Origin of the sequence: Pedobacter aquatilis, assembly GCF_030409415.1 — a bacterium.
Classification (GTDB): domain Bacteria; phylum Bacteroidota; class Bacteroidia; order Sphingobacteriales; family Sphingobacteriaceae; genus Pedobacter; species Pedobacter aquatilis.
The window spans coordinates 16650-41403 of sequence record NZ_JAUFPW010000028.1 but is presented as its reverse complement, the minus strand read 5'-3'; the positions used below and the strand labels follow the sequence as shown (position 1 = coordinate 41403).

18 protein-coding genes are annotated in these 24754 nt (G+C 35.1%); 9 read left to right on the top strand and 9 right to left on the bottom strand.

Annotated features, from left to right (window positions below; translation table 11 throughout):
• The 7 genes from QWY86_RS11385 (at position 1) to QWY86_RS11355 (ending at position 9118) form a co-directional block, all read left to right on the top strand.
• Positions 1–939, top strand: coding sequence for an NAD-dependent epimerase/dehydratase family protein (locus QWY86_RS11385; RefSeq protein ID WP_290242152.1), 939 nt, complete (start codon positions 1–3; stop codon positions 937–939).
• A gap of 10 nt (positions 940–949) precedes the next feature.
• Entirely contained in the window at positions 950–1852 is a 903-nt protein-coding gene (locus tag QWY86_RS11380; RefSeq protein ID WP_290242150.1) for an NAD-dependent epimerase/dehydratase family protein, read from the top strand.
• Positions 1853–1921: 69 nt separating this feature from the next.
• Positions 1922–2911 (top strand): MraY family glycosyltransferase, encoded by a 990-nt coding sequence (locus QWY86_RS11375; RefSeq protein WP_290242148.1) that lies wholly within the window; start codon positions 1922–1924, stop codon positions 2909–2911.
• A 213-nt stretch (positions 2912–3124) separates the two neighbouring features.
• Positions 3125–5059: a polysaccharide biosynthesis protein gene (locus QWY86_RS11370; protein WP_290242145.1), complete on the top strand. Its 1935-nt coding sequence runs from the start codon at positions 3125–3127 to the stop codon at positions 5057–5059.
• 5 nt (positions 5060–5064) lie between these two features.
• A complete protein-coding gene (locus QWY86_RS11365; RefSeq protein WP_290242143.1) occupies positions 5065–5715 on the top strand; it encodes a hypothetical protein in 651 nt (216 codons plus the stop codon).
• On the top strand, positions 5712–7394 hold the full coding sequence (locus QWY86_RS11360; RefSeq protein ID WP_290242142.1) for a capsule assembly Wzi family protein: 1683 nt from the start codon (positions 5712–5714) through the stop codon (positions 7392–7394). Before QWY86_RS11365 ends, QWY86_RS11360 begins: the two co-directional genes overlap by 4 nt.
• 14 nt (positions 7395–7408) lie before the next feature.
• A complete protein-coding gene (locus tag QWY86_RS11355) occupies positions 7409–9118 on the top strand; it encodes a capsule assembly Wzi family protein (protein WP_290242140.1) in 1710 nt (569 codons plus the stop codon).
• A 727-nt stretch (positions 9119–9845) separates the two neighbouring features.
• On the opposite strand, the gene QWY86_RS11350 is transcribed toward QWY86_RS11355, so the two are convergent.
• The 9 genes from QWY86_RS11350 to QWY86_RS11310 all read right to left on the bottom strand — a co-directional run bounded on the left by QWY86_RS11350 (position 9846) and on the right by QWY86_RS11310 (position 21397).
• Entirely contained in the window at positions 9846–10928 is a 1083-nt protein-coding gene (locus tag QWY86_RS11350; protein WP_290242137.1) for a hypothetical protein, read from the bottom strand.
• A gap of 4 nt (positions 10929–10932) precedes the next feature.
• On the bottom strand, positions 10933–13248 hold the full coding sequence (locus QWY86_RS11345; RefSeq protein ID WP_290242135.1) for an SLBB domain-containing protein: 2316 nt from the start codon (positions 13246–13248) through the stop codon (positions 10933–10935).
• A gap of 104 nt (positions 13249–13352) precedes the next feature.
• Entirely contained in the window at positions 13353–14507 is a 1155-nt protein-coding gene (locus QWY86_RS11340; RefSeq protein ID WP_290242133.1) for a glycosyltransferase family 4 protein, read from the bottom strand.
• Positions 14508–14637: 130 nt separating this feature from the next.
• Entirely contained in the window at positions 14638–15756 is a 1119-nt protein-coding gene (locus QWY86_RS11335) for a glycosyltransferase family 4 protein (RefSeq protein WP_290242131.1), read from the bottom strand.
• A 6-nt stretch (positions 15757–15762) separates the two neighbouring features.
• Positions 15763–16866, bottom strand: coding sequence for a DUF1972 domain-containing protein (locus QWY86_RS11330; protein ID WP_290242128.1), 1104 nt, complete (start codon positions 16864–16866; stop codon positions 15763–15765).
• Between the two features lie 11 nt (positions 16867–16877).
• Positions 16878–17816, bottom strand: a complete 939-nt coding sequence (locus QWY86_RS11325) for a class I SAM-dependent methyltransferase (protein ID WP_290242126.1) — start codon at positions 17814–17816, stop codon at positions 16878–16880.
• Between the two features lie 74 nt (positions 17817–17890).
• On the bottom strand, positions 17891–19288 hold the full coding sequence (locus QWY86_RS11320; RefSeq protein WP_290242124.1) for an O-antigen ligase family protein: 1398 nt from the start codon (positions 19286–19288) through the stop codon (positions 17891–17893).
• The gene (locus tag QWY86_RS11315) at positions 19285–20205 is read right to left on the bottom strand and encodes a glycosyltransferase family 2 protein (RefSeq protein ID WP_290242122.1); all 921 of its coding nucleotides are present in this window, start codon (positions 20203–20205) and stop codon (positions 19285–19287) included. The genes QWY86_RS11320 and QWY86_RS11315 overlap by 4 nt, the downstream gene beginning before the upstream one ends.
• A complete protein-coding gene (locus QWY86_RS11310; RefSeq protein WP_290242389.1) occupies positions 20198–21397 on the bottom strand; it encodes an oligosaccharide flippase family protein in 1200 nt (399 codons plus the stop codon). The genes QWY86_RS11315 and QWY86_RS11310 overlap by 8 nt, the downstream gene beginning before the upstream one ends.
• Before the next feature lie 264 nt (positions 21398–21661).
• Between QWY86_RS11310 and QWY86_RS11305 the strand changes: the two genes are divergently transcribed.
• Positions 21662–23053 (top strand): undecaprenyl-phosphate glucose phosphotransferase, encoded by a 1392-nt coding sequence (locus QWY86_RS11305; RefSeq protein WP_290242120.1) that lies wholly within the window; start codon positions 21662–21664, stop codon positions 23051–23053.
• 88 nt (positions 23054–23141) lie between these two features.
• Entirely contained in the window at positions 23142–24749 is a 1608-nt protein-coding gene (locus tag QWY86_RS11300; protein ID WP_290242119.1) for a gliding motility protein RemB, read from the top strand.
• Positions 24750–24754: the final 5 nt, after the last annotated feature.

Sequence of the window (24754 nt, the reverse complement as noted above, 5' to 3'; positions counted from 1 at the left end):
ATGATTATAGCTATAACTGGCGCCACAGGGTTTATTGGTCGGATCTTGGTAGATAATTGTTTAGCATTGGGGCATGAAGTGCGAGTACTTACTAGGAAATTTAATCATGGTTTTTCTACTAAAGTCCTCATCTTTAATAGTGACCTTCTGGATGCACCAGAGAAATTAGCTCCATTTTTGAGTAATGTTGATGTTCTATATCATTGTGCAGCAGAGATTAGGAACGAGGAATTAATGAGAAAGGTAAACGTTGAAGGAACTGCTAATTTGATTGAAGCCGCCAAAGGGAAAGTTAAGCACTGGGTACAATTAAGTAGTACTGGCGTTTATGGCCCTGTATTCAGAGGCGTCATAGACGAAAATTCTCAACTAAAGCCTGCCAATGCATATGAAGTGTCAAAAGTTGAATCTGATCTCCTAGTGTTAGCGGCATCCGAAAAACAAATTTTTACAATATCGATTGTACGGCCATCTAATGTATTTGGACCAACAATGATAAATAGATCCCTTTTCCAATTAATAAAAACAATTGAGAAGGGCCAATTCTTTTTTATAGGCCCTAAAGGTGCTAATGCAAACTACGTTCATGTAACTAATGTAATAGATGTATTACTTAAAGCTGGTACACATCCTAATGCAATTGGAAGCACTTATAATATTTCCGATTATCTACCTCTTGACAAATTCGTAGATATTATTGCCTGTCAGCTAAAAGTAAAAGCACCTAAACTTAGGATACCACTCTTTATAATGAATTTTATTGGTCTCATTGGTGATTATATTCCTAAAAGCCCAATTAAGTCTTCAAGAGTCAATGCATTAACAAATCGAGTGACATACACTAATCAAAAAGTTGAAACGCAGCTCGGGTATAGAACAATAACTTCTGTTGAGGAAGGTATTGTTGAATTAGTTAGAGCATTTAGAAAACAAATATAGAGGGAAAATAATGAAAGCTGTAGTTACAGGTTCAACAGGATTTGTTGGAACAAACCTTATGCCGTATCTAAATAAACTAGATATAGAAACTAAATTGTTAAACCGAAATGATTTAACAAATCTTTCAGGTATTCAATTGTCTGAGGCCATAATCCACCTCGCTGGCAAAGCACACGACCTTAAAAGAACTTCAAATCCTGACGAATATTATCAGGTTAATTTTGAATTAACTAAAAAACTTTACGATGTATTTTTGAAGTCAGATGCTAAGAAATTTATATTTTTAAGCTCTGTTAAAGCCAGTGCAGATGTTGTTGAGGGTGTTTTAAATGAAATTGATGTTCCTAATCCCTTAACTGACTATGGGAAAGCTAAGTTAATGGCCGAAAAATATATTCAGCAGCAAATATTGCCAAAAGGGAAATCATATTATATTTTGAGACCTTGTATGATTCATGGTCCTGGAAATAAAGGAAATCTGAATTTGCTATACAAATTTGTTCAGAAAGGAATTCCATATCCTTTGGCGGCATTTGAAAACAAACGTTCTTTTTTAAGTGTCGAAAATTTATGCTTTGTAATTGCTAAATTGCTAGAAAGGGATATCCCTTCAGGAATTTACAATGTGGCGGATGACAAAGCACTGTCAACTAATAAGGTTGTAAAAATATTAGCCGCCTCACTTGGTAAAAAACCTAAACTTTGGGCGATTCCGAATAACATCATTGGCAGTCTGGCCAAAATTGGAGATTTATTTAAGCTTCCTCTAAATACGGAGCGGTTGAATAAATTAACAGAAAACTATGTAGTGAGTAATGATAAAATAAAAAAAGCATTAGATACAGCGTTTCCAATAACGAGTGAGAATGGATTAGCTTCAACAGCAAAATCATTTGGTACTGCCCATCCTTAATCATAACCTAAGAAAGCATTTTTACGGCAACGATGTTTAAATAATTATCTTTGCCCATTAACAATTACAATGACAATCATAGCTGCAATCGCCATTTTCTTTAGTCTTTTAGCAATAGAATTCATTTATTTCAAAATTGCTGATCATTTCAATATTATAGATAAACCGAATGCAAGGAGCTCACATAAAAGCATTACACTAAGAGGCGGAGGCATTATTTTTTGCTTAGCTGGAATCATCTACTTTATTCTATTTGGCTTACAATATCCATATTTTATAACCGGATTAATTGCAATTGCCGCAATTAGTTTTGCGGATGATATTCTAACGCTGAATAACAAAATTAGATTAAGCATACATTTATTTGCAGTACTACTAATGTTCTATGAATGGAGTCTTTTTGAACTTGATTGGTATTGGATTCCTATAGCCTTAGTTTTTGTAATCGGCACCATCAATGCTTATAATTTTATGGATGGGATTAATGGCATAACAGGTTCTTACAGTCTATTAGCTATGGCTTCGTTATATTATATTAATAACTGTATTATAAAATTCACTTCTTCTGATTTATTGATTGTAGTTGGTTTATCCTTATTGGTGTTTAATTTTTTCAATTTTAGAAAAAAGGCGAAGTGTTTTGCCGGAGATGTTGGAAGTGTAAGTATTGCATTTATTATTGTTTTTCTAATCGGGCAATTGATTATAAAAACGGGCAATTTTAGCTATATCCTGTTATTATTAGTTTACGGCTTGGATGCTGTGGTAACCATATTGTTTAGATTAATCCGTAAGGAGAATATATTTGAAGCACACCGCAGTCATCTTTATCAATACCTCGCAAACGAAAGAAAATGGCCTCATTTGATGGTCTCGGGGTTGTACTTTTTTATACAGCTTTTGGTAAATCTTGTTATGATCTGTATAATACAGGATTCTTATTTGCTCGCAATTGCTTTAATTTTTTTGTCTGTTGTAATATTTATCAGTATTCGATTTGCATTAGAAGGTAAAGATAGGTTGGTTAGCCCTTCGACTTCGCTCAGGGTGACAAAGTGAGGTAATATTAATGCGTTTTGCCTAACAATGATTTTTTTGATTTACCCTTCGACTCCGCTCAGGGTGACATTTATTAAAGAATTTGTTTCGAAACAATAGTGAAATGACCAATTGCATTCTAACTACGTAGTTAAATATATGTAAGGAAATATAAATCAACTCTGTATTAATTATTATATTTATCTTTACGGTGAAATAAAGCCTAATTGAATTTTGTTTACTCAAATTAATATTGTACCTCGTTGGATAATATTCCTTCTGGATATTATCATCTGCACCTTCTCTATGGTATTTGCCTATGCATTAAGGCATAATCTGGATTTGACATCTGTAAATATCCCAGAATTGGCCAGGAGTATTCTCATTTTAGGGCTGATTAATGTTGCGGTTTTCCTGAACATTAAAACCTATGCTGGTATCATTCGATATACCAGTGCTCAAGATTCATTCAGAATATTATTTTCTGTAATCATCAGTAATGGAACTTTTTTTGTTTTAAATCTGATATCGATTATTTTTTTTCAGGAGCTGTTGATTTCTCATACCATTCTAATTACAAATGGTTTGGCCAGTTTCTTACTATTAATTACCTACCGGATACTGATTAAATATTTTTTCCTCTATATCAAAAATTTAAAATTAGATAAAAAGAAGGTAATTATTTATGGCGCTGGTGAAGCCGGCTTGGCGACGAAAAGAACTTTTGACCATGATGGTAGTGTGAATAAAAACATCGTTGCTTTTGTGGATGATGACGAAAGAAAAGTTGGTAAGACCATTGATGGCGTCAGAATTTTAGATGCCAAAAAATTAGAGGGCTTGATTGCGGAACATGAGTTAGATGAAATTATTTTTGCCTCTTACACTATCCCAGATGAGCGCAAAGACCAGATTATAGATTTGTGTTTGGAAAATGATATTAAGATATTAAATATTCCACCGCCTGATGTATGGACGAATGGCAAGTTGCAGCCGGCTCAGATTCAAAAGCTCAATATTGAAGATTTACTAAATCGAAAATCAATTGATATTGATATTGAAGGGATAGGTAAAATGCTCGATAAAAAACGGATTCTGATTACAGGAGCAGCAGGCTCTATTGGTAGTGAAATTGTTCGTCAATTATCCAAATTTGATGTGGGTTTAATTATCATTTGTGACCAGGCTGAATCTGCACTCCATGAATTATATCTTGAACTGGAAGAAAACAATAAAAGTAAAAATTATCATGCTTTTATAGGTGATGTACGCGATGAGCAACGAATGGATGTCTTGTTCGATACTTATAAGCCGCATTATGTATACCATGCAGCTGCTTACAAACACGTTCCTTTAATGGAAGACAACCCTGCGGAAGCCATTAAAGCGAATGTTCTTGGCACAAAAACCATTGCAGATAAGTCGGTTAAATACGGTGTTCAGAAATTTGTAATGATTTCTACTGATAAGGCCGTTAATCCTACAAATGTTATGGGCGCCTCAAAGCGAATTGCTGAAATATATGTTCAATCGCTTAATAATTCTTTAAATCAACATGATTTCATTTTTAGCAACGGCTTAAGTTACATCAATGAATTGGATGTTAAACCTATAACAAAGTTTATAACAACTAGATTTGGTAATGTTTTAGGCTCTAATGGCTCTGTGATACCGCGCTTCAAGCAACAGATTGAAAAGGGAGGCCCTTTAACTGTTACGCATCCTGAGATTACCCGATATTTTATGACCATTCCTGAAGCTTGTAGATTGGTTTTGGAGGCAGGTTGTATGGGTAAAGGCGGAGAGATTTTTATTTTTGATATGGGGAAGTCTGTCAAAATTGTAGAGTTGGCTAAAAAAATGATTCGCTTAGCCGGTTTGGAGCCAAATGTAGACGTCAAAATTGAATACTCAGGTTTACGACCAGGTGAGAAACTTTATGAGGAATTGTTAAATGATAACGAAAATACAATGCCTACGCACCATCAAAAAATTATGATAGGTAAAGTGAGGGAATATGTATTTAATGATATTGTAGATCAAATCACAGCTTTAGTACAATCAGCTAAAACCAACAACGACCGGCAGGTGGTGATTAACATGAAAAAGCTGGTTCCTGAGTTTAAGAGTAAAAATTCAGTTTTTGAAGAATTGGATCAATTACCTTAAACAGAATGATGAAAAAATTAATTGTGTTAATATGTCTTGGCTTACTGATAAATTCATGCGCCAAGGAGGTAAAAAGTGAGCAGGAGGTTTACTTTAATGATTTTGAAAGTAACAAGCTGGATGGTATTTCCAACGCATCAACGGAAACTTACAATAATACAAAGGTTTTAGGAAGATACAATTCTTCGGGCTTTGATTTAAGTCTATCAAACCTTCCGGCGCATAAATTGGTAGAAGTTAGTTTCGATTTATACATTCACGATAGTTGGGATGGCAATAAAGTTAGTGGCGGTATAGATGGTCCAGACATCTGGAAATTTATCGTAGACGGAAACTTATATGTGAATGCAACTTTTTCTAACGAAGACTGTAATAATTCAGGCTTTTGCCCGCCACAATCTTATCCGTCAGATTATCCAAACTCATACAATAATCCAAAAACTGGCGCCATTAACCCTAATCTACCAGGTGTGTGTAACTTATCCGGGAAAATTGGTGGAACATCATTATATAAAATCACAAAAGTTATCGAGCATTCAAAGGCTACGCTTTTAATGCAGTGCAGAGATCAATTGATTCAAACCAATGCAGTTAATCCTATGTGCGACGAAAGCTGGTCGATTGACAATATTAGGATAAAGGTTATTAATTTATGAGGAAATCAATATATACTTTCTTAATATCATTATTTGCAATTCATAGTTACGGGCAAGCTTTACCAGTAGGTTCTATTGCTCTAGAGGACTATTACCGCAGGGCACAGCTTTCTGGGCGATTAGATTCAACCGTTTCCTTTACCGTTCGTCCAATAGTTCCAAAGTCTGCATTTAGAATTAAGGATATGGACTATCCAGATTCTACTGAAATCAGGTTCAATCTCCTTAATGCAGATCGAGCTGGCATTTCGAAAGATGGCAAGTTTAAATGGCAACTTTTACCTTTGGGAGTCTTGCTTCAAAATAATAGCCACCATCCATATGGATGGAATGATGGGGCCATGATCCCGGCTAAGGGACTTCAGACTTTATTAACCGCAGGTATTTTTGCTGAATATGGGCCTTTAACCATACAATTTAAACCGGAGGTTGTACTGGCCGCTAACGGCAATTTCGATACTTTTGATAAGGAACATTTTGATGTAATTACCGCCAGGTATTATGATTTTTATAATAATATAGATTTACCTGCGAGATTTGGTGGTGATGGGTTTACAAAAGCCTATTGGGGTCAAAGTAGTATTCGTTTGAATTATAAAGCCCTATCCTTTGGTTTATCAACAGAAAATTTATGGTGGGGTCCGGGCTTAAGGAATTCCCTTTTAATGAGTAATAATGCGCCTGGTTTTAAGCATTTAACCTTAAATACCCGCAAACCCATTACTAGTCCAATAGGAAGTTTTGAGGGACAAATTATTGCCGGTCGTTTAGAGGAATCAGGTTATGGTGTATTAGTTCCGGAGCGTGAATATTTTAATCAGCCTCTATTCGTAGCTAAGCCAAATGACTGGCGTTATTTATCAGGTATGGTATTAAGTTGGCAACCGAAATGGGTACCTGGCTTATTTTTGGGCTTAACCAGAAGTACGCAGCAATATAGCAAAGCCATGGGTTCGTTTGGTGATTATTTCCCATTTTTCTCCAGCAAAAAACAAGCTGCAGTAACCGAAGCAATTAATAAAAGAGACCAAAGAAACTCCTATTTCATGAGATGGTTATGGGCAGAAGAAAAGGCAGAAGTTTATTTTGAATTTGGACGGAATAATTATTCAGGAGATTTAAATGATTTGGCTTTAGAACCCAATGTTTCGCGTGCTTATATTTTTGGTATTAGAAAGTTATTTCCATTTGGTTCCAGAAAAGATGAAAACTTGATGTTAAGTGCAGAAGTAACGCAAATGCAGGAAACAGATGTTTCAAAAGTATTAAATCTTGACAGCTGGTATACCAGTAAAAACATGAGGCATGGTTATACCAATAGAGGTCAGGTTTTGGGTGCAGGAATAGGGCCAGGTGCTAACCACCAATCAGTTGAGTTGAGTTGGGTAAAAGGTTTGAAAAGGTTAGGCTTTCAAATTGAAAGATTGGTTCATAATAATGATTTTTATTTTTACGCATTTAACGATTCGAAAGATTTTAGAAGACATTGGACGGATTTAAGTTTCGGGGCAAGCGGGGAGTGGAATTATAAAAACTTTTTGTTTAATGCAAAACTCCAAGGTATACAATCTTTAAATTATCAATGGTTTCTAATGCAGAAACCTGGTGAAGATTATATGGTTCCGGGAAAGGATGTTTTTAATTTGCAGGTTCAGATAAGTGTTACCTATCGTTTCTAAGTAAAGTATTATTCATGAAAATTGTTTTTAATTATATATTTATATTTTTTCTGATTGGAATTTCGGATGGCTTATTCGCACAAAGCATCCCAGTAGGTATGCAAGGGCTCGAGGATTATTACCGCCGTTTACAGCTTCAGGGTAAATTGGATTCTACCATTTCCTTCAGTAATCGTCCTGTATCTAATGAAGCATTAAGGCAGACAGATGTTTTCGATCCTTTGAATGCTTTAACTTCAAATGGAACTTATAAACCTTTAGGTGCAATTTCTTTTGCCAATGGAAAGGGTGTTCTTCAGATACTTCCATTTTCGTGGCAGCAACAGATTAATTCTCACCATCCTTATGGCTGGAACGACGGCGCAATGATACCGGCTAAAGGTTATCAAACTATGCTTTCAGGGGGTTTTTTTGTCAAGTATGGCCCATTAAGTATTCAGTTTAGGCCTGAATATGTTTACGCACAAAACTCTTCATTTGAGAGTTATGGTAATGATAGATCTATTTCAGAATTACAAGCTTATCTCACTCAGAATTATAATTTAATTGATAATCCGGAACGTTTTGGTAATGGTGCATACAGTAAGCTTAATTGGGGCCAAAGCAGCATTCGTTTAACTGTTGGTCCGGCCTCTTTAGGTTTATCAAATGAAAATCTCTGGTGGGGCCCGGGTATCAAAAATAGTTTAATGATGAGTAATCATGCTCAAGGTTTTAAGCATGTAACACTAAACACCGTCCGTCCAGTTAAAACAGCTATTGGTTCTTTTGAAGGCCAGATTTTTGGCGGTCGCTTAGAGCAGTCAGGTTTTGCACCCTTGGACGAAAAAATTCTTAGCAATAGTTCATTGATTTATACTGCTCCAAGAAATGATTGGCGATACCTCGCCGGCTTAAACATTAATTATCAACCCAAATGGTTACCAGGTTTATTCGTTGGATTCACCAGAACATTTATGTCTTATGGTCCGGATTTGGAAGGTCTGGATGACTACATTCCTTTCTTCATACCTTTTCAGAAAAACAGGATTGATAACGGTGGAGGTGATGATGGTCAAGCCAGAGATCAGCGAACTTCTTTGTATGCCAGATGGGTAATGACAAAAGCTAAGGCTGAAGTTTATTTTGAATATGGATTGAATGATAATGCTTATAATTTTAGGGATTTTATTGGTTCACCTGATCATTCAAGAGCTTATCTTTTTGGTTTGAGAAAGTTGATACCATTAAAAAATCATAATGATGAATATATCCAGGTAGGTGCAGAAGTCACTCAAATGTCTCAAACCATTGACGGTCTTTTACTAAGAAACGCCTTTGGTTTTTATTATCATGGTGAGGTAAAGCAGGGATATACAAATAATGGTGAAGTTTTAGGTGCTGGAACTGGCTCAGGAGGTAATTTGCAGTCTTTCGATATCAGTTGGGTTAAAGGTTTAAAGCGATTAGGTTTAACCTTTGATAGGTTAGAACACAACCGTGATTTTTACGATTTCGCTGGTTTTGGTAATGCTAAAGGTGGCAGCCGCAGCTGGGTAGATTTTGCTTTAGCTGCAGAGGGTAATTGGGATTATAAGAATTTCTTATTTAATGCCAAGATTCAGGGAATTAAATCATTAAATTACCAATGGAGACAAAAGGATTTTTCAGATAACCAGTATTACATTCCGCATAATACAGTTTTCAATTTCCATGGAGAGCTGGGGGTAGCGTTTAGGTTTTAAGCTTTATATTCTTCGACTACGCTCAGAATGACAAAGTGATTGTGTAATTGCCTTAATTTCGTCATTTCGAAGCTGAGCTCGTGTGAGCTGAGGCAATCCATTTCCGTTCGATTAGTGTTGATTCGTATTCTTCGACAGGCTCAGAATGACAAATTGATTAGACTGGTTATCTTTAAGGAGATTGCTTCGTACATCGCAATGACGATCCCTGGAAGATTCTTCTAATCCGCTTAGAATGATAGGCCTTGAATTCGTCATTGCGAAGCTGGGCTCGTGTGCGCTGAAGCAATCTGTTTCCGTTCAAGTAGTATTGATTCTTATTCTTCGACAGGCTCAGAATGACAAATTGATTAGACTGGTTATCTTTAAGGAGAGATTGCATCGTACCTCGCAATGGTGATCCCTGGAAGATTCTTCGACAGGCTCAGAATGACAAATTGATTAGAATGGTTATCTTTAAGGAGATTGCTTCGTGCCTCGCAATGACGATTTTTTGAAGATTCTGCGACATGCTCAGAATAACAATAATTTGAATTAATTTGCTATGAGATTGCTTTGTTGTACCTCCTCGCAATGACGATCCCTAGAAGATTCTTCGACTCCGCTCAGAATGACGTAACTCTAATTATACTTAGAATGACATTTAGTTATGATGGGAAATTCGAATTAGTAAATTCTTCAACAAGCTCAGACTTATAAGCGCCTAGACTAAAAAAATAATACCAAACTAGTCTTTCCTCTTAATCAGAAGAAACAAACAATAAAAAGCACCGAGTAATAAACCACCCATTGCGATACCAACAACCTTACTCATTTTGTTTTTCTTCAAGGGCATTTCAGGTTCATCAACAATTTGAAAGGTTGGTGTTTCCTGCATCAACATGGTGCGACTTACTTCCAGGTTTTTGATGATTTCTGAATAGATGGTTTGTAAAACTCTTTTATCGCGTTCTTGGAGTTCGGCCCCAACACCGATTGTTGCGAAAGCAGGGTTTGCATCCAGCATAATTGCATTCGCACCAGCTGCAGCATAAGTTTTACGATTTAACAATCTGCCAATACTATCTGCTCTATGTTGTAAGCGATTTACATTTACCCTTAGTCTTTTGGTTTTGGTTTCAATATAAAATTGTGTGGCCTCATCAATTAAGCGAGTAGATACCAGACCTGCTAACTGCTCACTTTTCATGGTGGTAGTAAGCGCAAAAAAACCTAATTTTTTATCAGGTTTGCTAACTGAAAGTTCTTTTTCTGTAACTCTTCGGATGATGTCATGAAGTAAGCTATCCTGTAAGCGGGTATATGTTTTGGTTTCTGGCGGAAACATGATGGTTTCCTTTTTGGTGTTTGATTTTAAATCTTTCCAGTCTTCTTTAAGCTCATATGCATCTGCATACTTATCCGCAATGGTGTATGATTTATTTGCAGTATCTAAAGGTGTTAAAATCGTTTGCTTAACCATCTTTTGACTGGTTAATAATTGCAATACGTTGTCTCCAGCTAAAACACCGCTGGTGCCTCCGGTTAAGCCACCAATATCAAAACCCATTTGCCCGGCCAGGGAAGATAATATTCCGCCGCCGCTGGATTTACCCTCTTCTACTACAAATGTTAGTTTAGCGGTATAGGTAACGGGCCAAAATAACGCTGCCAGAAAACCTAAAGCACCTCCAATTAATCCGATAATTAATATTCTAATTTTAAACTTCCACAGATATACAATGTCCTTTTTGCGGGTATCCATCATTTTCGAAAAAGAAAAGTCTTCTTCTACATTAGCATAGGTTGTTTTATTTTCGGCAGACTGCATAAACTTATTTAAATAGGATGGCAATTAAACTCACAATACCGGTAAGTGCCGAAGCGATGGTTGTAATTTCTGCAAAGCCTAATTTATTCTTTCCTGATTTTTCTGGTACGATGATTTGGCTACCTTCCGTTACTTTTGGATAATTTTTAATAAACAAAAAGGTTTTAACGGGCGCATTTATTCCATTAGGATATTTAATGTAGGCCCCTTTTAATCTTGCATTTTCAGTTATACCGCCTGCCGCATCAACATAATACTTAAAGTTTGAATTAGCATATCTTAGTAATTGAGGGTTGTTAACCGAACCGGTAACCTCTACAAACGGTTCATTTTTTGGAATAAATAAACTATCGCCAGGCATTAAAATCGTTGCATCTGCACTTTGTCGCTTACGCTTTCCGGTCAGGTCCATATCAACTCTCACGCCATTGCGATAAACTTGTGTATTCTCTAATGAACCAAGAGGCGTCACACCACCAGCACGTTTAATAAACTCTATACCGGTTTCATCTCTTCTTTGCTGTGCATAATCGCCTAAAAATAAAACCTCTCCACGTATTTTGACATTGCCTATTGAACGGTAATTTACCAATCGAGGTACATATATGTAATCCAAAGGCTCCAGTAAAAATTTACCATCATTAGATGATAAAGCAGAATCTAAACTGAGGGTAATGATTTTAACCAATTGATTGGATAAGGTATCCGAAGTATCTTTTATCAATCTTGAAATTTCTATACGATGATTTGCGGCATCATTTGTGAAACCATTCGCCATATTTACTACATCGGCAACACTCATTCCTTTTCTATATTGGAAAGATCCCGGTGCTTTAACATATCCGCCGATGCTGATAGAAGATTCGTCTCTCAAACTTTTTGTTGAGGTAACAAAAACAGAATCTTCTCTCATTAAAGCGATATCGTTATCTTTTCCCGACATTACATTGCCGAGGTTAAAGGATATCATTTCTTTTTCCAAATCAGGTTTAATACGCTTTATGTATCCATTACCTAAGGCTGCATCTTCGCGGAGTCCATCAGCTTTGCTGATTAAGTTTTTAAGTGTTAAGCCTTGGCTCAATTCAAAAGTTCCTGGGCGGTAAACTGCACCATCTATCACAACTCTGTTTGCAAAACGTTCTAAAATTGCTCCAAAAAACACTGAATCAGCATTTTTTAGGGTATAGCGGTCAAACATATCAGCAGGTATATCTTTCACACTTCTTTCTTTGTCACCAACCTGCGTAACCTTAGCCATGCCTTTGTAAGCCAAATCACTGAAGCCACCAGCATAGGTAATCAGGTCACTTAAGGTTTCAGAAGTTTTTAATTCGTAAGTGCCTGGTCTTTTTACAGTACCATCAATTGCAACTCTTGTAGTATAAACCGGAATTCTAATTACATCTTGGTCGCGTAGGCTTAAATTATCGGTTTGTATACCTTTTTGAAGGAAGTTATACAGGTCGACAACCTGAATCACTCTATTGTTTCTGATTAACTCAATCTTACGTAGAGAACCACGGTAGGTTGGTCCGCCACTTTGATATAAAGCATTAAACAGTGTTGATAAGGAGGAAACTGTATAAGTCCCTGGGGTTGCAACATCGCCGATTATGGTTACTCGAATGCTTCTAACGGTTCCTAAATTTACAGTTAGTTTTGTTTGTCCTGAAGCTAAAGCCGGATAAGCTTTAACCATTTTTGAGCGAATTTGTGCGGTCGCTTGCTCAATGCTCAAACCATTTACATAAACCAAACCTGCATAAGGGATTTTTACATTCCCTTCTGGCGAAACCTTTGCATTGGTTGTACTTTCGTTTAAACCGGTTAATAGGATTGATAATTCATCATCAGGACCTAAAACATAACTTTTTGGTGTCGCAATGCGAATATTTGGTTCAAATTTTAAGTTTGGATTGCTAAAAAATTCATAGCCATAAATCGGGCTACTTTTTTTAATTGGCTGAGGGCTGGAAATTCTGGTTGTATCTCGATTTTTTATGTCTTGAGTTTTTACAACAGTAGGCTGATTTGTGTTTTTAGCCGTTTTTCCACCAGATTGAACTTCTGCCAAACGTTCTTTATACTTATCAACTTCGGCAGGGTCCATGCCTTTTGCAACCAAAATTTTGATGGCTTCGGCTTCAGATATTCCCGATGCTTCAAATCTTTTGGAAATTTCCAATATCTGTGCGTCGGATAACTGTTCAACTTTCACTTTGCTCAAGTTATCAGTTGATATGGTTTGTGCGGATAATTTTGCTAAAGGTAGCAGGGTAATTAAAATAAGGGCACAAAAGATATTTTTTAGACGCATGTATTGTAAAATTTTAACTGCAAATATAAGTTAAAAATTCAAATGCATGCTTTATCGTTTAATTCTAATTTATTAGCGATTATTTAATTAAAATAGATTTAAAATCATTTATGCTTAAGCTCAAAAGTGGCTTTAAATAGGTTTAAAATTGATTCTTTAAAGCTATCTAAGGAGAAAAGTGTGTCAATTCTGATTTTAGCCAGTTTGCCCATTTCTTCAATTTTAGTTTTATCGCTGAGTAAATCTAAAATTCTGACCGCAGATATTTTGGCATCATCAAAAGGAATAAGTATTCCGGTTACCTCATCAGCAATCATTTCACAAGCTCCCCCATGTTTCGTAGCAATTACCGGTTTCGAACTCGCCATCGCTTCTAAAATAACAGTTGGAAATGGATCGGGTGATGTAGAGGGCAAAACAAAAATGTCCAGAGAATTTAGAATATTCGGTATGTCTGTTCTGTAGCCTAGGTAATATACTGAATTTTTTAGATTTTCATTTTCTATCCGATTTACCAGTTTATCAACCAAATGGTCATTTCCGGGATAAGCATCCCCGGCAATAATAAATTTTGTGTTCGGTTGCTTCTGAAGAATAAGTTTAGCGATGTTAATAAAGTAATCCTGGCCTTTCCAATGGTTAACCCTGCCTATCATACCAATTAATGTATCCGTTTGGCTTAGGTTTAACTCTTTTCTTAGTGAATCTTCAGAATTGCCATAAACACTCGTATCAATACCATTATAAATTCTGGTAATAGTTTTTCTATGGATGTGTTCTTTCCAATGATTTTTTACCGCATCAGATACCACAATTATATTATCACTGTATTTTCCAACCAGAAAGCTTAGCACCTTTGTAAAGATTTTAGGTTTAGTTATGATTTCGTGGATGTGCCATATATGTTTAATTTTTTTCTTTTTGGCCAAAAAGGCACCGATTAATACGCCGGTGGTATTTGAATAAACAACGTCAATTTTTTCATCATCAATCAAGTCGCCCAACAATTGCCATGCCTTACCTGTAACTTTTACCCGGTTTAATATACCTGATACCGAAAGATATTTTCTTCTTAATATACCTAAACGAATAATTCTAACTTCAATGCCCAGTTTATTAAGTTCATCTACCAGTTCACCGGTTTCAGAAATCACCACAATGGGTCTGTGGTTACCATCGGCCAAGATTTTGGCAACTATTGAGAGTATTTTGCTTCCACCATATAAATCTGATGAAGCACCTAAAATAAGTATATTCATCAGTTGATTATTAGATTTATTTTATGCGTATTCGAATTCAATTTATTAAATTAGGTTTGATGTAAGGGATATTGTATCAAACCTACAAAAGTACATTTTTAAAGGATGGAAATTTATAAGTTCAGTGATATTAATATTCAATAGCTTTTTTAAACACCTCAATTAATTCATTTGCTGTTCTTTCCCAGGAAAAGGTTTTTAATCTTTCTCTTCCAAGTACTATAAGTTCTAATCTTCTTTCATTACTGGTAATAATGGGAATTATCTTGTTTGCTAAATCAGTAGCCTGATAGGGGTCGAAAGTAACAACAGCATCGCCTCCAACTTCCGGTAAACAAGTATTATTTGCAACTAAAACGGGTATATTATGCTGAAAAGCCTCCAGAATTGGTAGGCCAAAACCCTCATTAACAGATGGGAAAAGATATAATTCAGCGTGTTGATAGTACCATGATAAATCTACATCTTTAACATAACCGGGCATGATTACGTATTCCTCGAGTTTAAATTTAGCGATTGCTTCAAGTATTTTTCGGCTGCCATCCATATCATTTTTAGGACTGATTTGTCCGCATAGGATCAAAGAAAAATCAGTAAAACCTTGTTGGCGTAGAAGGTGTAGCGCTTCTACTAAGCAATGGAGATTTTTTCTTTTTTCGAAAGTACCAATATGTAAAAAGTATTTTGAAGTTTTTAACTTTAAGCTTCCGTTTGATAGTGACGGATTAGAAATCAGTGTTTTTGGCGCTTCTGGAATGGAAATTATTTTGCTTTCTGCTAAACCTGAAAAGTATGCAATTCGCTCCTTTGCGTATTCGGTAGGCGCTATAACATAGGCAGATTTTTTTGCGGCCTGAACACCAAACTTATGAAATATTTTAAGCCAGTATTTATTGTAGTGTTCCGGGTATTCCCAAAAAAAGGCATCGTGAAAAACAGGAATTGTTTTGTATCCTATATTTGCATAAGGAACAAAGAAATCAGTACAAAAAATAATATCACAGCCTTTGAATATTGCCAATAGCGGAAGTATGGTTTGTTTCCAGATGAAGAATCTCAAATGTTCAACTGCTTTTAGTATTTTATTTTTTCCTGTGTAAACAGGTAATAAAGTGTCGAAAAAATAAAATTTGTAGCCGGGTATTTCCTTTTGAAATGCTCTACAAATTTCTTCCAGATAAGTTTTGGTTCCGGTTTTTGCAATTTTTAAATCACGGATATCTATACCAACAACAATTGTCTCTTCCATCCGCCATTAACTATTTAATAGTTTTAACATCTCCTCTTTATATGTTGTTGTTATCTTTTCCCAATTATATTTATCGGTTAAACCGCTACTTACTATGCCTTTTAGTGCTGCAACTTTTTCGGGTGCATTTTCTAAATTTTCTAGGGCTAATGAAACGGCATTTTCATTTTCATCAAAGAACACTCCAAATTTTCCATCACTTAGCATTTCTTTATTAAAAACGGTATTAAGTGCTAAGATGGCACAATTATTTACCATTGCTTTGAGCATAGCAGGATTTGTTCCGCCAAACTTATGACCATGAATATAGGCATAGGCATGTTGGTATATGGCCATTAATTCTTGTTGATCTTTTACATATCCGGTAAAAATCAACCTTTCATTTTGCATTGCCTTCAAATCAGATGCATATTTATCGCTGTAAGGAACATCGCCCACAACCACCAATTTCTTTTTTGATTTCGATTTTAAGAATCCTTTAATTATCAAACCGGCGTTATTATCAGGAATTAAACGGCCAACAATAAGATAGTAACTTTCTTTTTGTAAACTTAAACGCTGTAATCCATCTTCGGTAGCTTGTTTAAATCCTGGTGCTCCATAAGCAATAACGGTAGAATCTGCTTTGAATTCTTCAAGATAAACCTGACGCATGGCTTCTGCATCTGTAATGATTTTGTCGTATAATTTTGTAGCTACTTTAGCTGCCCAGTAAAAGTATTTAGCCCCCAAACCTTTCCATTTTGGTCTCAACCATTCCAGTCCATCCACATTAATCATGGTTTTTTTTCCCGTAATTTTTGGTATCCATCCCATTGGTCCTGCAGCCAAATTTACAACCAACAAAACATCAGCTTTGCTAAATGTTGCATGTATTATGGACAGAAAGGAATGGATAATTTGGTTTAAGGATTTTTGCGGTAAAGTGGGAATATAATGAAGCTTTATTCCATTTACTTCTTGTGGAAAATCGGTAAATAAATTTTTTTGGCAATAAACGTGTACTTCAATATCTTGATTAACAAGTCTTTCACTTAGTTCTTTAACGAAAGTTTCGAATCCGCCGTACACATAAGGATAACCCCTCGAACCTATAATTGCAATTCTCATCTGTAAGTATGTTATTTATGTAGATGATTTCGTTTTACAGCATAAAAACGAATAATACCACCACTTTCAAACATGGCAGATGTGAGCTCCAATAAAATTGCAAAAGGAAGGACAAACATTAAGCCCAACATCAAGGGTAGTGTTTTTTTTCTTTTTAAATCTGCAATTAGAAAACCTTTATACCCGAACCAACTAAACATAGTTTGAACCATGCCAATAATACCTAAATGTAGCGAAAAGTAAGCTGATGACTTTACTTGAAAGTCATTATCCTCAATCAATTTTTTTAAGATTTTTGGCGTAAAATGGCTTATATGTCGCGGTACATCCAAATGAAGCCATTTGTTGCCTGCCCATTTAGATTGCCAGCTGCTAAAGTTTGGAACTTCAATAACTAAAAGACCATCATCTTTTAAATTACCTTGAATCAAATTTTGAAGTAAGCTGTCAGAAAGATGGATATGTTCCAATACATGAAACAATGTAAGCACATCGAACTTTTTATTAAAAACAGAGCCTGACTTATAATAATCTGTATTAATATCTACATCGAAGTATTTTCTTGCGTACTCTGCTCTTGGTACAGAACTTTCAATACCCTTTACATTGAAACCCTGTTCTTTAGCAAATTGTAAAAAAAGACCTTTACCCGACCCAAAATCTAAAATCGTTGCAGGTATATTTTTGAATGAAAGTATTTTTTTTAAAACTGCCTTATATTCTACTTGCTGTATTTTATAAAAAATGCTTCTACGCGTATCTTGCACTGTATAATCTTTATCATCATAATAACTTTGTATATCAACCTCGTGGTTGAACCAAGAGAAATTATGGCCACAGTTTTGGCAAGTTTTAATAAAATATCGTCCATCAGCTGCTTTAATTTCGAATCTCACAGGGCTTAATTGTGTTTTATCGTTTAAGCAAAGTGGGCAGGTAATGTTAATCATAGTTTTGATAGCAAGCTCTTTGTTGGATTTAAACGGCAAACTTAAAGAATAATATTAATACTGAGCCTTTTTCTTTAATCAAGCAGTTCCCGTTGTGGATTTTGAAGAGCCACTTTAGTTGAAATTATGCTAACAAATAATCCTGAGAAGAACCACATTAAATACGAGGTGTAAGAAGATGTTTCTATCTCTGAAGTTAAGGATGGAATAATGAATCCAATTTTAATTAGGAGTATTGCTAAACAAATCATTTTTTCTTTGCCTTCTAGCCGGTAATACCATTTTATGCTTTCTTTAATCAGGCATACATAAATGGTAAGGTAAAGGATTAAAGCAATTATTCCGGCCTGAACTCCAATAATAATATATTGATTTTCCCCACCTACATTTTCGCCAAGCGAACCACCAATTCTACCCGAAGAACCTAAACCCAAACCTAATGGGCTTGAGGCAATTGCTAAAGCACCTTCAATCCATTCAACTACGTGACCAACACTAGATGGATTACTAAAATTGATGGTATTCAAGATTACCATTTGCAAACCATCATTTTGGTCTTGTTCTTTTGCGAACAAATAAATAACATAAATTATGGCTAATACTGCTCCAATATGAACGGTGTGATAAATGTATTTCTTTTTTGTAAAAACAGAATACACATAGAGCAAAATGAAATAGCTTATAAATGCAGAACGGGAGAATGCGAAAACAATACAGCATAATGTTGCTGCCAATGATATGTATCCAAAATTATCGAGTTTTAATTTGTACTCATCTGTAGTGTATAATGCTGCTAATACAGCCAATGCAATAACAGTTGCTGAGGCAAATTCTAACGGGTTAGCAAAAAAACTTGCAAATCGTTTGTAGCCCCCTTCAGATTCGAATGTCCAGGTTAAGCCATAATTACCACTTGGCTCAAAATTAAATAAGTAGAAATTGTAGTCTGCATAGCCTGTTCGGGTTTGCAAATGTTGGTCTGTAATAACCTCAGTAAGCAAAACAGCTGCGGCCGCAATTGAAAGCAGAAGTATGTAATGAAAATATTTACTTAGATAAATTTCTCCAGGTTTGTATAATCTGCCACAGAAATACACTATTACAAAGAAAGACAAAGTTTTAAAGGCCATTATTTTAGCTCCAAATCCTTGTTCGCCAATAGGTAAAAGTGCATATAAAAGTGTGTACGTAAAAAAAGTGATTATTAGGTAATCGATATAATGAAATTTAATCTTAGTTTTTAAATTCCAGATGCTTATGCCCAGTACTAGGATTACAAAAACTTCTTTAAGCGATTGTAATATTGGTATAAGACTTTTGAAGCCTAAGGAGAATGTAACAGAAAGAACCGTTGTATAAATGGAAAGGCCAAATATTAGAAATAAGATAAATCCATCTTTTTTACCCCTAACCGTATCACTTATGGCTAAAATAAATGCCAAAATATAAACTATAGGAAATATTGCTATCATAACCATATTTCTTTTAGAGGTGTAGAAAAACCTTCTTTAAAGCCCTTAATTAAGAATTTTGCTTTTTGTTTTCTTCCTCGAATGATAAAATAGGTTAAAAGAGCCGCATTATAAAATGCAATTTGAACAATTATAGAAGGAAGAAAAAATGGATTAGCGTAACGGCGTAAAAACCAGATTTTATTTCTAGAAGTGTAAAAATGAATGATAGGACTTAATGTGCCTTCACTATTTTTTGCTTTTCGCTTGCCAGACACACCGGCCTCGTGGTAAATTTTAGTTGTGGGTAAATAATCTAAAATTCCTCCGTTTTCTCTTAACCTGAATGATAAATCAACATCTTCATAATAAAGAAAAAACTTACTGTTAAATAAACCACATTGTTTTAAGGCAGAATTTCTTACTAAAAAACAGCAACCGGTTAGCCATTCCACTTGTTCAGGGTTTTTTAGGTTTTGCCTTTCCTTTTGATTTTTTGAATAGGTGAAGCCTAGATATTGGTTAAAAAATGAACCACCATTCCACAATTCATCTTTTTTGTATAAGTAATATATTGCTGGTTGTACCGCAACCGTTTTTGTATTTTTTTCTAAATGATTAATTAAAGGACTTAAAAAATCTTCATCCACTTCGGTATCATTGTTTAAAACCAGCGAATAAGTGTAAACATTTTGTATGCTGTACTCGAGCAACTTATTATTGCCTTCTGCAAAACCTAAATTTGCTTTATTGTTTATAATGGTAAGCTGCGGAAACTTATTTGTTAAAATTGATAATGAGTCATCTGTAGAACCGTTATCGGCAACGATTATATCAAAATCATCTGCCTTGCAGGATTTGTTAACCGATAAAATACAGTTTATGGTATGCTCAGGAGTATTCCAGTTTAATAATAGTATAGCAACTGATTTAGGCATTGAATGTATTAGATTTTTTGATAGCGTACTCGTACATGATTAGTGCACAGCCATCTATTAAAACGGTGTACAGGCCAAACCAATTGTGCAGGCCGTTCGTAACTAAAGTCCAAGCTGTTATTGCTGAGATAAAAAACAAAACAATCGCGATTCTGAATATTGCCAAAGTATTATTCTTTAGTAAGAGATCCAATACATTAAGCACATTAAGGGCCGCTAAAAATGGAACAAAAGCCATAAGCCTTAAAAAATTAATGGCATCCTGGTTATGCGCTCCAGACAATAGCTGAACAATAAAGCCTGGCATAATAAATAACGTTAGAGACAGTAGCAAAAACATTGCGGCTATCAGTTTGCTCATTTTGGATTTATAAGTTTTCCAGGCTTCGGTGCTCTCGGCAAAAATTTGAGCTGCTTTAGGGTAAATCGCGTTTGAAACCGAAATAATTAAAATTCGGGAGGAGCTTATCACTTTATCACATAGCGAATAGGCGCCCAACCAAAGCGGCGTGCCCCATTTTGCCAAGGCAAAAACCATAAGCGATTGCTGCAAATGAACAGATATATTGTTAATGGTTAGGAAAAAATTGTCTTTCGCAATATTTGAAAGTCCTTTTTTATCAGGTAATTGAAAGTTAAGCTGGTAATTTTTAATCAAAATAAATAACAGTATGGCATAAGTAGCTGTACTCGCTAAGCCAATAATAAAATTAACCCATTCAGCGTCTTCTGCACCTTTTATAAATACAATCACCGCTAAAATAATAACCACTTTAGAGATTAAATTGGCAATATTATAAATCTTTAATTTTTCAGCACCTAAAAAAAAGAACAATGGGTTTAACACCTCTGCCAAAACTATGGGTGTTGATAGAATGATAAAAGCATAATACTTTATTTGCGCCCTTTGAAGTAGAAAAAGGACAAACAGATAAGTTATGAAAATTAAGATTCTAACCCAAATCGTATTGCTAAAAACCTTATTTAATTCTGTTTTGTTTTTGGCGTAGGTAGCGATATCTCTAACTCCAGATTGATTTGTGCCATAATTAATAATTATAGAAGATAGGCCCGAAAAAGTATTTGCTAACATGACCATGCCGAAATTTTCAATGCCTACAATTCTGGTTATTATGGGGTAAATTAGCAGTATTAGTAACGTATTTGAAATTTGAATACTGCTCAAATTCAAAAAATTGGAAACAATTTTTGTTTCTTTTAAACCACTAATAAAATTTGTTAGAACTTGCTTCAAAACTTTTGGAAGATGTTTTGCAAATTTATAATAAATAAATATAATATGCCCAATTATAATGGTTTTGCCAAACCATCATAATTTGGCTTGTTTTTTGAGGTAAGGCGATTAAATTATCGAAAGCAATTTCAGTGATTTTATAACAAACAAATAATCTGTTTCTTAAACCAGAGCTATATTTGGCGAAATTTTACCCACTAAATGATTGAAAGTAATAGTACTTATTTTAAGACAATAAGTATCCTTATAGATCTTCTTCTTGTAAACCTTTCAGGATATCTGGGATATGTACTTGCTTACGGTACTTTTGGTATGTTGGATGGGAGAGGGATAAACTTTCTGCATATTCTACTTATTAACTTCGTTTGGTTTAATGTAACTCAAATTACGCGTCTTTATCAAGACATGTTTGTTAAGGATGCTATTCCAACCATAAAGCAGGCCTTATGGAGTTTACTTTTCTTCGGTGCCATTATATTTTGCCTTGTTGTTTTCTTGAGAGATTTTAGTGTTTCCAAGCAGTTACTTACTTACGCAGGTATTCTCTTTGGACCACTATTTATCGCTGGTAAAATTGTATTTTTGCTTTTAAGACGTTCGAGCAGAGCTAAACTAATCAATTATAAAAAGGTAGTCATCGTCGGCGCCGGTCCGCTTGGTTTAGACTTAAAAAATCATTTGGAAAAAAACACACATTTAGGCTATAAAGTAGTTGGCTTTTTTGATGATGACCCAATAAAGCTTACACAAAACCATGTAATTGGGAAAGTGGATGAATGTATTGATTACGTTAAGGACAGTAACGTAAATGAAATATATTGTGCCCTTCCCGATAGGGCATTGTCTAAAATCGATGTTTTAATGCGACAGGCAGATAAAGCAATGATTCGCTTTAAGTTGGTGCCTGATGTTAAAGACTATTTCAAGAAAAATGTAATGGTTCAATTATATGGTCACTTACCTGTACTTAGCCCTCGTACCGAACCGCTAGAAATTTTAAGTAATCAGGTTCTTAAAAGACTATTTGATGTTGTCTTTTCTCTATTAGTCGTTGTATTTATAATGAGTTGGCTTGTACCGCTCATGGCTATATTTATAAAACTTGAATCTAAAGGGCCAGTGTTTTTCAAACAGCTAAGATCGGGAAAGGATAATGAATCTTTTTATTGTTTGAAATTTAGGAGTATGTACGTTAATGGAGAAGCAGATACTAAACAAGCTACAGCGCATGATTCGAGAGTTACAAGAATTGGCGCTTTCATGAGAAGAAATAGTATAGATGAAATGCCACAATTTTTTAACGTTCTGTTTGGGGAAATGTCTGTTGTTGGTCCAAGGCCGCATATGCTTCAGCATACAGCAGAATATTCTAAAATGATTGATCAGTTTATGGTTCGTCATTTTCTTTTACCAGGCATTACGGGTTGGGCTCAGGTAAATGGTTTCCGTGGCGAAACCCGTGAAGATGGCTCTATGGAAGAAAGAGTGAAAGCCGATATTTGGTACCTGGAAAACTGGTCACTTTTTCTTGATTTAAAAATTACCTTTTTAACTATCTGGCAGGTTTTGGTAGGTCATAAAAAAGCAAATTAGCAATTCTTTTCCCTTTAGAAAAGGATAATTAAACTATAAAACAAATTATTTTACGTCCTTTGCGTAAATTTTTATTAAAATAACATTGATGAAAAAACTAATACTATTCGTAATCATATGCCTTGCTTTTGGCCAATTAAATGCTCAATCTATTTATCAGCCGTATTCTTATCAGTTCTATCAAAAGCTAAATCGTGAAGTTTACAATCCTGAAACTCGTTTTCATACAAGCTTAAAACCTTTTTTTATCGATGATAGTTTGTTGGTTGAACACGGTAAACAACTTTTAAGTGTTGGGGTTGATTCTACGAGGCATTCTTGGGTTGCCAGAAAGTTATTTAATGAACACCTTATCGATATTCAAAGGGATGAGTATACATTTTACGCAGATTTCCTTCCTGATTTCCAAATTGGAAAAGACTTCTCTGGAAAACAAAATACCTGGTTAAATACTCGTGGTTATCAAATTGGCGGTACAATTGGTAAGAAGTTCTCTTTTTATACAAGTGGTTTTGAAAACCAAGGTCGCTTTGCGAAATATTATACAGATTATGCCAGAGGTATCAATGTAGTTCCTGGTCAATCATACAACAGAGATTATGGGTCAAATGCCGGTAAAATGTCGTTAGATTGGTCGTATGTTACGGCATTAATTTCTTACACACCATCGAAATATATTAATGTTACAGCAGGTTATGATAAAAACTTTGTAGGTGATGGTTATCGCTCAATGCTTTTGTCTGATGTTTCTTCACCTTATCCCTTTTTAAAGTTAACCGGAAATTTAGGGAGTGTACAATATACTGCGATATGGGCAGCTTTACAAGATCCAAATGTTCCTAAGTTATCATACGAAGCTGGAAATCGTAAAAAAGGCGGTGTGTTTCATTATTTAGATTGGAACGTTACAAACAGACTATCAATTGGTTTCTTTGATTCGATTATTTGGGCGCAAACAGATGAATTGGGGAATGAGAGAGGTTTTGATTGGGGTTATGCAAACCCGATAATTTTCCTACGCCCTGTAGAAGCATCCAGCGGCTCTCCTGATAATTCGATGATTGGTTTTACCGGAAAATATAAATTCTCAAAAGAGTTAGTTGCTTACGGACAGTTTTCATTAGATGAATTTGAAGCCAGCAATTTCTTCTCCAGCAACGGAAGTCCTCGTAATAAGTATTCATGGCAATTAGGTATAAGAGGTGGTGATTTATTTAAAGTTGAAAACTTGAATTATTTGTTAGAATATAATACATCTAAACCTTACACTTACACGGGTCGTACTGAAATTGTAGCATATACAGGTTATTCTGAGCCTTTGGCGCATCGTTTGGGTACAAACTTTAGAGAGGTTATCGGGATAGCAAATTACTCTTGGAAAAGATTAGATTTTACGGGTCAGCTAATGTATGCTAAATATGGTTTATCGCTTAACGGACAAGATTACGGTAAGGATTTAAGTTTGCCATATTCAGAAGCCATCAGACAAACTGGTAACTTTACAACACAAGGTTTAAGAACCGATTTGTATTATGCGGAAGGTAGAGTAGCTTATGTTATCAACCCAAAATATAATTTACGTTTTGAGTTGGGTGGTATTTACAGAAAAGAAAGCAATATTCAAGGCTCAAATAATACTGGAATGCTAACAATCGGGTTGAGAAGTTCATTCAGAAATCTTTATACTGATTTTTAATAACC